This is a genomic window from Streptoverticillium olivoreticuli subsp. olivoreticuli (genome assembly GCF_003391135.1).
Classification (GTDB): Bacteria; Actinomycetota; Actinomycetes; order Streptomycetales; family Streptomycetaceae; genus Streptomyces; species Streptomyces blastmyceticus.
Genome location: NZ_CP031455.1, coordinates 2,191,953 through 2,202,874 on the forward strand (window position 1 = coordinate 2,191,953; position 10,922 = coordinate 2,202,874).

Consider the following 10,922-nt stretch of genomic DNA (forward strand, 5'->3'; position numbering starts at 1 on the left):
AGGTAATCCCGGAGCTTGTCTTCGTTACTCATCGTGCTTCCCCCATGAATATTGCTGTCGACATGTCGCGATTGGCTCGGATGACCGGATCAGGAGAGACCGAGGTCCCGATCGACCATGCTGAAGAGCTCGTCGTCGGTCGCCGAATCGAGCTTGTCGACAAGGGCAGTGCTGTGCGACAGGTCCTGCGCGTCGCCGTATTTCGTCAGAAGGTCCCGCAGCCGCGCCACGACACCGGTGCGGCCGATCTCCTCCCAGTCCATGGCCGCCAGCCCGGCTTCCAGCCGGTCGAGTTCCACGGCGACCGGGACGTCGTCCCGCGTCGTGCCGTCGTGGAACAGCGCCGTGTGGAGGTGCTGGGCGAGGGCCAGGGGTGTGGGGTAGTCGAATACGAGGGTCGCGGTGAGCCGCAGACCGGTGGCCGCGTCGAGGCGGTTGCGGAGCTCCACGGCGGTGAGCGAGTCGAACCCGACGTCCTTGAAGGCTCGTTCCGGCTCGACGGCCCCGGCGTCGGCGTGCCCGAGCACGGCGGCGACGTGTCCGCGCACCGCGTCGAGCAGTGCCCGTTCGCGCTCGGGTCCGGTGGCTCCGGACAGCCGCTGCCGGAGCGCGGCCGCCGCGTCCTCGCCCGTGCCCGCGCCGCCTTCGAGGGCCGCGCGGCGGACGGGGACCCGTACGAGGTCCCGCAGCAGGTGCGGCACCGGCTGTCCGGACTCCCGCGCGGCGGAGCGCACGGCCGCGAGGTCCAGGCGCACCGGTACGGCCACCGGTTCCCCGCCCGCGCACCCGGCGTCGAAGAGCGCCAGGCCCTCGGCGGGTGACAGTCCGCCGATCCCCGCCCGGCCCATGCGGTGGACGTCGGCCGCGCCCAGCCCGTCGGTCATGCCGCCCTGCTGGTCCCACAGGCCCCAGGCCAGCGACACGCCGGGCAGGCCCTGGTCCCTGCGGTGGGCGACGAGTGCGTCCAGGAAGGCGTTCGCCGCCGCGTAGTTGCCCTGCCCGGCGCCGCCGAACGTGCCGGACACGGAGGAGAACAGGACGAACGCCGCCGGCCCGGAGTCCCGGGTGAGCTCGTGCAGATGCACCGCGGCGTCCGCCTTGGGGCGCAGCACCGCGTCCAGCCGTCCGGGCGTCAGGGACTCGACGACCCCGTCGTCCAGCACACCGGCCGCGTGCACCACGGCGGTCAGCGGGTGCGCCGCCGGTATCGCGGCGAGGACGGAGGCGAGGGCCCCACGGTCGGCCACGTCACAGGCGGCCCAGGCCACCGAGGCACCCAGCGCGCCGAGCTGCGCCTCCAGTTCCCCGGCTCCGGCCGCGTCGGCACCGCGTCGGCTGACGAGCAGCACGTGCCGTACGCCGCGCTCGGCGACCAGGTGCCGCGCGACGAGCCCGCCGAGGGCGCCGCTCGCGCCGGTGATCAGGACGGTGCCGTCGGGGTCCCACCCGGTGGCCGCCGTTTCGGCGGCGGGCGCGGCCCGGTTCAGGCGCGGGGCGAGGACGGCGCCACGGCGCAGGGCGAGCTGCGGCTCTCCGGTGGCGACGGCCGCGGCCAGCCTGTCGGCGGGCGTCCCTTCCTCGTCGGTGTCCACGAGGACGAAGCGGTCCGGGTGTTCGGACTGCGCGGCGCGCACCAGGCCCCAGACGGCGGCCGACGTCACGTCGCGCACGGGATCGCCGGGACCCGCCGCGACCGCGCCCCGGGTCACCAGGACCAGGCGGGTGTCGGTGAACCGCTCGTCCGCCAGCCACCGCTGGACCAGTTCCAGTGCCGTGTGGGTCGCGGCCCGCACGGCGGCGGGGTCGAGAGGGGCGTCGGCCGGGTGCCCGGACTCCAGGGAGACGCAGACGACGTCCGTGTGTGAGGCGTCGACGTCGGCGATCGAGGCCGCCGCCCGGGCGTCCACGAAGGCCCAGCGGGTGGCGGCGGCCGGCGGCTCCGCCGGGACCGGCACGCTCTTCCACTCCACGCGGAACATGGACTCGGCGAACCCGCCGCGCGCTTCGTCGATCTGCTCGCGCGAGACCGGGCGCACGACCAGGGAATCCACCGACGCCACCGGCCGCCCGGACTCGTCGGCCACGGCCACGGCGATGCCGTCGGCCCCGGCCGGCACGAGGCGTACGCGGAGCGCGGAGGCGCCCGTGGCGTACAGGGACACACCGGTCCAGGCGAACGGCAGCCGCACCTGCTGCCGCGCCTCCGGCTCCGGCCGCCCGGCCAGGCCCGCCGAGTGCAGGGCCGCGTCGAGGAGCGCCGGGTGCAGGCCGAACCCGGCCGCGTCACGCCGCTCCTCCTCCGGCAGCACGACCTCGGCGAACACCTCGTCGCCACGCCGCCACGCAGCCCGGACACCCTGGAACACCGGCCCGTACCCGAGGCCGCCGAGGGCGAAGCTCTCGTACATGCCGTCGGTGTCGAGCACCTCGGCACCCACGGGCGGCCAGGCGCTCAGGTCCGGCGTGCCCTCGGCCGTGCCGGGAGCGAGGGTTCCGGTGGCGTGCCGCGTCCACGGCAGGTCGCTGTCGTGCGCCTGCTCGGGCCGGGAGTACACGCGTACGGGCCTGTCGCCGCTCTCGGCGGGGCCTTCGACGACCACCCGGAGGTGGACACCGTCGCGCTCCGGCAGGACGAGCGGCGCCTCCAGCACCAGCTCCGCCAGCCGCCCGCACCCGACCCGGTCCCCCGCGTGCAGCGCCATGTCGACATAAGCCGTACCCGGCAGCACGGCCGAGCCCATGACGGTGTGGTCGGCGAGCCAGGCGTGTGTACGCAGCGAGAGGCGGCCGGTGAACAGCCATCCGTCGGAGTCCGGGAGAGCGACGGCGGCGCCCAGCAGCGGGTGTTCCACCGTGCCGAGACCGACCGAGGCGACGTCGCCGACCGCGTCGGCCGTGGACTCCAGCCAGTAGTGCTCGCGCTGGAAGGCGTACGTCGGCAGTTCGACGCGGCGACCGCCGGTCACGCCGCCCGCGCGCAGCACCTCGGTCCAGTCGACGGCCGCGCCGCGCACGTACAGCTGTGCCAGCGCCTCGGACAGGGCGGTGACCTCGTCGCGACCGGAGCGGAGGGCGGGGGTGAAGGCCGCGTCGGGCAGGCAGTCCTGACCCATCGCGGACAGCACACCGTCGGGACCCAACTCCAGGAAGGTTGAAGCACCTTCGGAGCCAAGGGCTTCGATGCCGTCGGCGAATCGGACGGAATCACGGACGTGACGCACCCAGTACGCGGGAGAGCACAGCTCCTCCGGCGCGGCAATCGAACCCGTCAGGTTCGAGACCACCGGGATCGAGGGAGCCGCATACGCCAGTTCCTCCGCTACCTTCGCGAAGTCGGCCAGCATCGGATCCATCAACGGCGAGTGGAACGCGTGCGAAACCCGCAACCGCTTCGTCTTCACGCCCGTCGCCTTGAGCTGGGACGCCACATCCTCGACAGCACTCTCGGTACCCGAAAGCACCACCGACACCGGCCCATTGACCGCCGCGATACCGACCTCGGCCTCACGACCCACCAGCAGCGGCAGCACATCGGTCTCCGATGCCTGCACCGCGATCATGGCGCCACCAGCGGGGAGCGCCTGCATCAGACGGCCACGAGCGGCCACCAACACACACGCATCATCCAACGAGAGCACACCCGCAACGTGAGCAGCAGCGATCTCGCCGATCGAATGCCCGCCCACGAAGTCCGGACGCACACCCCACGACTCCACCAGCCGGAACAACGCCACCTCAACCGCGAACAAAGCCGCCTGGGTGAACACCGTCTGATCCAGCAGATCCGACCCACCGAACACCACATCACGCAACGGCCGGTCAAGATCGAACCGCGCGCACACGGCATCAAAGGCCCCGGCATACACGGGATAGGCCTCGTACAACTCGCGGCCCATGCCCGCCCGCTGGCTCCCCTGACCCGAGAACAACACAGCCGACTTACCCGAAGCCACCACGGACCCCTGCACCACACCCGGCACAGACCCACCCGCAGCCAACCCAGCCAGCCCAGCCGCAAAACCCTCACGACCACCAGCCAGCACCACCGCACGATGATCGAACGCCGAGCGCGTCGTCACCAGCGAGTGCGCCACATCGGCCGTGGAAACGGCGGCTTCGGCATCGGTGTACGGCAGCAGCCGTCCGGCCTGGGCACGCAGGCCCGCCGCGGAACGGCTGGAGATCAGCCAGGGGACGACCGGGACGTGCACGGCGGCGCTGTCGGCGACGGGCGCCGTCTCGGCCTGTTCGAGCACCACGTGGGCGTTGGTGCCGCTGGCGCCGAAGGAGGAGATTCCCGCGCGGCGCGGCCGCCCGGTCTCGGGCCAGGGCGTCGTAGCGTCGAGGAGCCGGACCGCGCCCGCGGACCAGTCCACGTGGGTACTGGGCTCGTCGATGTGCAAGGTCTGCGGCAGCACACCGTGCCGCATCGCCAGCACCATCTTGATCACACCCGCCACACCGGCAGCAGCCTGCGTATGACCGATGTTCGACTTCACCGAACCCAGCAACAACGGACGACCGTCCGCACGCTCCTGCCCATACGTCGCCAACAGAGCCTGCGCCTCGATCGGGTCACCCAACGTCGTACCCGTACCATGCGCCTCCACCGCATCGACATCCGCAACCGACAGCCGCGCGCTCGCCAGCGCCTGGCGGATCACCCGCTGCTGCGAAGGGCCGTTCGGCGCCGTCAGGCCGTTGCTAGCGCCGTCCTGGTTGATGGCGGAGCCACGGACCACGGCCAGCACCTCGTGGCCGTTGCGACGCGCGTCCGACAAACGCTCCAGCAGCAGCACGCCGGCGCCTTCGGAGAATCCCGTGCCGTCCGCCGCGTCCGCGAATGCCTTGCAGCGGCCATCCGGGGAAAGCCCGCGCTGGCGGCTGAATTCGACGAACAATCCCGGGGTCGACATCACCGTCACGCCGCCCGCGAGTGCGAGGGAGCACTCGCCCTGGCGCAGCGCCTGCGCCGCCAGGTGCAATGCCACGAGCGAGGAAGAACACGCCGTGTCGACCGTGACCGCCGGTCCTTCGAAACCGAAGGTGTAGGAGATCCGGCCCGATGCCACGCTTCCGGCAGTTCCGTTGCCGATGTATCCCTCGATGTCCTCGGGGGCCGTCCGAATTCCCGAGGCGTAGTCGTGGTGCATGATTCCGGCGAAGACGCCGGTCTGGCTGCCGCGCAGGGATTCCGGATCCATTCCGGCCCGCTCGATCGCCTCCCAGGACGTCTCCAGGAGAAGTCGCTGCTGCGGATCCATGGCAATGGCCTCGCGCGGGGATATCCCGAAGAACGCGGGGTCGAACTCGCCCGCTTCATAAAGGAATCCGCCCTGTCGGGCATAAGCCGTGCCCCGGTGATCCGGGTCCGGGTGGTAGAGGCGCTCCAGGTCCCAGCCCCGGTCGTCGGGGAAGTCGGACATCGCGTCCCCTCCGCGCACGACGAGCTGCCACAGCTCTTCCGGGGACCGCACTCCGCCCGGGTACCTACAGCTCATGCCCACAATGGCGATCGCCTCGTCGTCCGACGCGGCGAAGGGCGCCGGTGCCGCCGCGGACGCCCCGGACCGCTGCTCGTCCCCGGCCAGTTCACCGTGCAGGTGGCGGGCGAGGGCGAGCGGCGTCGGGTAGTCGAAGACGAGGGTGGCGGGCAGCCGGAGGCCGGTGGCCGCGTTGAGGCGGTTGCGGAGCTCGACCGCGGTGAGGGAGTCGAAGCCCAGTTCCTTGAACGCCCGCCCGGCGTCGACGACGTCGTTCTCCGCGTAGCCGAGGACGGCTCCCACAGCGGTGCTCACGAGGTCCAGGAGGACACGGTCCCGCTCGGCCTCCGGCACCCCGGCGAGGCGTCGCCTCAGCGAATCGTCCGAATCGGCACCCGACTTGGCGGTCCGGCGCGTCGACGCGCTCACCAGCTTGCGGAGCAGCGGCGGCACGGGCCCGCGTCCGCCGCGCAGGGCGGCGGGGTCGAGGCGGGCCGGCACAAGGAGGGCACTGTCCACTGCGGTCGCGACGTCGAAGAGAGCGAGGCCCTCGGCGGAGGACAGCGGGATCACTCCGCCGCGTGCCATGCGGGTCATGTCGGTGCCGCCCAGATGACCGGTCATCTCACTGCGCTCGGCCCAGAAACCCCAGGCCAACGACACACCCACAAGACCCAGACCACGACGCGACGACGCCAGACCATCCAAAAACGCATTCGCCGCAGCGTAATTACCCTGCCCCGCCGCACCGAACGTCGCAGCAGCCGAAGAAAACAACACAAACGCCGACAGATCCACACCCAACGTCAACTCATGCAGATTCACCGCCGCATCCACCTTCGGACACAACACCGCATCAACACGCTCCGGCGTCAGCGACTCCACCACACCGTCATCCAAAACACCCGCCGCATGCACCACACCAGTCAGCGGACGATCCACAGGAATCCCCGCCAGCACACCAGCCAGAGCACCACGGTCCGCAACATCACACGCCTCGATGCTCACCTGCGCACCAGCAGCCGACAGTTCGGCCTCAAGCTCCGCCATACCCTCAGCGGCACGGCCACGCCGGCTCACCAACAACAGATGCCGCACACCATGCACAGCCACCAGATGCCGCGCCACCAGACCACCCAGCACACCCGTGGAACCGGTGATGAGCACGGTCCCGTCCGGGCCCCAGACGGAGTCCGTCGTCTCATCCGTCACGGCAGGCACCCGTACGAGCCTCGGCGCGAAGAGGGCTCCGCCGCGTACGGCCAGCTGCGGCTCGTCCTGGGCGACCGCTGCCCCGAGGGCGGCGAGGGAGGCATCGTCCTCGTCCACGTCGACCAGGGCGAATCTGCCCGGGTGTTCCGTCTGCGCCGTGCGCACCAGGCCCCAGACAGTCGACGAGGCCAGGTCGGTGAGCTCCGCGTCGGCGACGGCCGCCACGGCACCGCGCGTCACGACGACGAGCCGTGAGCCGGCGAACCGCTCGTCCGTCAGCCACGCCTGGAGAAGAGCCAGCACGCGGCGCGCCGCGTCGTGCGCGGCCGGGGCGATGCCGCCCGTCCGGTCTCCGGACGCGAACGGCGCGAGGACGAGCGCCGGTACGTCCCTCCCGGCCAGGTCCTCCAGATCCGCGTACGCCTCGATCGGGCGTCCGGCGGACTCCAGGCCCGCGCCCAGCTCCAGCTCGTCCGCTCCGACGATCGCCCACGGATCCGCGTCGGCGGTCGCGGAAGCGGCGGACACGCTCGCCCACTCCACCCCGAACAGCGACTCGTGCGCCGTGCGGGCGCCAGTCAGCTGCTTGGGGTCCACCGGGCGCGCGACCAGCGAGTCGACGGATGCCACGGGCGCTCCCGCAGCGTCGGCGACCAGCACCGACAGCCCCTCGCTCCCCTGCGGCACCAGGCGTACGCGCAGGGCGTCGGCCCCGGTCGCGTACAGCGTCACACCGGTCCACGCGAACGGCAGCCGGGCGGTCCCGTCCTCCGTGCTCGTGGAGCCGCCGAGCCCGGCCATGTGCAGCGCGGAGTCCAGCAGCGCGGGGTGCAGGCCGAAGCGCGCCGCCTCACGCCGCTGCCCCTCCGGGAGCACGACCTCGGCGAACACCTCCTCGCCACGCCGCCAGGCCGCGCGCAGCCCCTGGAACACCGGGCCGTACTGCAAGCCGATCCCGGCCAGCCGCTCGTACAGGCCGTCGATCCCGACGGCCTCGGCACCGGCAGGCGGCCAGGCGCTCAGATCCGCCGGAACGTCCGTGGTCCCGGCCACGGCGAGGGTTCCCGTGGCGTGCCGCGTCCAGTCCGAGGCCTGCGCGTCCTCCGCGCGGGAGTAGACGGTCACGGCACGGCGGCCCGAGCCGTCCGGGCCCTCGACGACCAGCTGCACCTGCACCGCGCCCTGCTCGGGCAGCACCAGCGGCGCCTCCAGGGTCAGTTCCTCGACCCGGTCGCAGCCCACCTGGTCACCGGCTCGAACCGCCAGCTCGACCAGGGCGGTTCCGGGCACCACGACCGTGCCCAGCACGGCGTGGTCGGCCAGCCACGGATGCGTACGCAGCGAGAGGCGCCCGGTCAGGACGAGCCCGTCGGCGTCCGCCAACGACACCACCGCACCCAACAGGGGGTGATCGGCGGCACCGAGCCCGGCGGAAGCGACGTCCCCCACGGCGGAGGGCGGGGGCTGCACCCAGAAGCGCTGACGCTGGAAGGCATAGGTCGGCAGGGCGACTTGCCGGGCGCCCTGGAACGCCGATTCCCAGTTGACGCGGGCGCCGGCTGTGTGCGCTTCGGCGAGAGAGGTCAGGAAGCGATCGAGGCCGCCCTCGTCACGACGGAGGGAGCCGACGGCCGAGATCTCGACGTTCACGTCCTCGGCGGTCTGCTGGATACCGACCGTCAGCACGGGATGCGCACTGGCCTCTACAAAGATCCCGATACCGTCGGCCAGCAGGGCACGCACGGTCTCGTCGAAACGCACCGTCTGACGCAGATTGCGGTACCAGTAGCCCGCGTCCATCACCGACGTGTCGATCAACTCGGCGGAAACTGTGGAATAGAACGGCACCGAAGAGGAACGCGGCTCGATGCCCTTCAGGAGCTCCAGCAGCTCGCCCTCGATCCGCTCCACATGCGCGGAATGCGAGGCATAGTCGACCGGAATCCGACGAGCACGAATCCCGCCCGCCTCGCACGTCGCCAGAAGCTCATCCAGAGCATCCACATCGCCCGAAACCACCACCGCAGACGGGCCGTTCACCGCAGCAACCGAAAGACGGTCGTTCAGCAGCGCCTCGACGTCCTCAACAGGCAGGGAGACGGACACCATCCCGCCCTGACCGGAGAGCGCCAGCAACGCCTTGCTCCGCAGCGCGACGACCTTCGCCGCGTCCTCCAATGAGAGAGCGCCCGCCACACACGCCGCAGCGATCTCACCCTGCGAGTGACCGATGACGGCCGCCGGCTCAACACCGTACGAACGCCACAGCTCCGCCAGCGACACCATCACCGCGAACAACGCGGGCTGGACCACATCCACCCGCTCAAGCGACGCCGCACCATCCGCACCACGCAGCACACCGGTCAATGACCAGTCCACATACGGCGCCAGCGCAACCTCACACTGAGCAACCCGCTCCGCAAAGACCGGCGAGGCGTCCAACAGCCCCGCCGCCATCCCCACCCACTGCGAACCCTGACCCGGGAACACCAACGCCACCCGGGCACCGGCACCAGCCACACCCTCGACCAGACCCGCAGCGCTACGACCCTCCGCCAACGCGCCCAAACCGTCGAGGAATCCGGCCCGGTCCCCGGCGACCACCACCGCACGGTGCTCGAACACCGACCGCCCCGTCGCCAACGACAGACCCACATCGCCGACACTCAACTCCGGACGGCCATCCACAAACACCCGCAACCGCTCCGCCTGCGCCCGCAGCGCAGCCTCCGAACGACCCGAGAGCACCCAAGGCAGCGCGCCCGGCGCCTCCCGCGTGTCCGCGGCATCGGCCGGCGCCGCCTCGTCCGGGGCCTCTTCCAGGATGACGTGGGCGTTCGTACCGCTGACGCCGAAGGCCGACACACCGGCCCGACGCGGCTCACCGCTCCCGGTCCACTCCCTCGCCTCCGCCAGCAACTCCACCGCACCCGCCGACCAGTCGACGTGCGGCGACGGCTCATCGACGTGCAACGACCGCGGCAGCACACCCTGCTGCATAGCCAGCACCATCTTGATCACACCCGCCACACCGGCAGCAGCCTGCGTATGACCGATGTTCGACTTCACCGAACCCAGCCACAACGGCTGTCCTTCGGCGCGGTCCTGGCCATAAGTGGCCAGCAGCGCCTGCGCCTCGATCGGGTCGCCCAACGTCGTACCCGTACCGTGCGCCTCCACCGCATCGACGTCAGTGGCCGAGAGCCGGGCGTTGGCCAGGGCCTCCAGGATGACGCGCTGTTGCGAGAGGCCGTTGGGGACGGTCAGGCCGCTGCTGCTGCCGTCCTGGTTGACGGCGGAGCCACGGACGACCGCCAGCACCGGGTGCCCGTTGCGCTGGGCGTCGGAGAGCCGCTCCAGCAGGAGGACGCCCGCGCCCTCGCCCCAGCCTGTGCCGTCCGCCGCGGCCGCGAAGGGCTTGCAGCGGCCGTCGGGGGCCAGCCCGCGCTGTCTGCTGAACTCGACGAACAGGCCAGGGGTGGACATCACGGTCACACCGCCCGCGAGCGCCAGGGAGCACTCGCCCTGGCGCAGCGCCTGTACGGCCAGGTGCAATGCCACGAGCGACGACGAGCACGCCGTGTCGACCGTGACCGCCGGGCCTTCGAGGCCGAAGGTGTAGGAGAGCCGGCCGGAGACCACGCTGGCGGCGCTGCTGGTGGCGAGGTAGCCCTCGACGCCTTCGGGCGCCTGCCGGAGGGCCACCGCGTAGTCCTGGCCGTTGGTGCCCATGAACACGCCGGCCTTGCTGCCGCGCAGGGACGCGGGCGCGATACCGGCCCGTTCGAGGGTCTCCCAGGACGTCTCCAGGAGCAGCCGCTGCTGCGGGTCCATGGCGAGCGCTTCACGCGGGGATATCCCGAAGAACGCCGGGTCGAACTCCCCGGCTTCGTAAAGGAATCCGCCCTCGCGCACATATGACGTGCCCGAGCGGTCGGGGTCGGTGTCGTAGAGCGCCTCGATGTCCCAGCCGCGGTCCTCCGGGAATCCGGAGACGGCGTCCTCGCCCCGGGCCAGGAGTTCCCACATTTCTTCCGGGGAGCGCACGCCACCGGGAAACCGGCAACTCATCGCCACGATCGCGATGGGCTCCCGCGCTTTCTCCTCGACATCGCGCAGTCGGCGCTGTGTCTGGCGGAGATCGCCCATGACGCGCTTCAGGTAATCGACGAGCTTCTCTTCGTTCGACATCTAGCCCTGCCCCCTCGAAGAAACCAGATATTCCGT

Annotated in this window: 1 protein-coding gene; it reads right to left on the minus strand. The window is 71.4% G+C overall.

From position 1 onward, the window contains the following. Window positions 1-89 precede the first annotated feature (89 nt). Window positions 90-10,886, minus strand: a complete 10,797-nt coding sequence (locus DXZ73_RS09105) for a type I polyketide synthase (protein ID WP_116210514.1) — start codon at window positions 10,884-10,886, stop codon at window positions 90-92. Window positions 10,887-10,922: the final 36 nt, after the last annotated feature.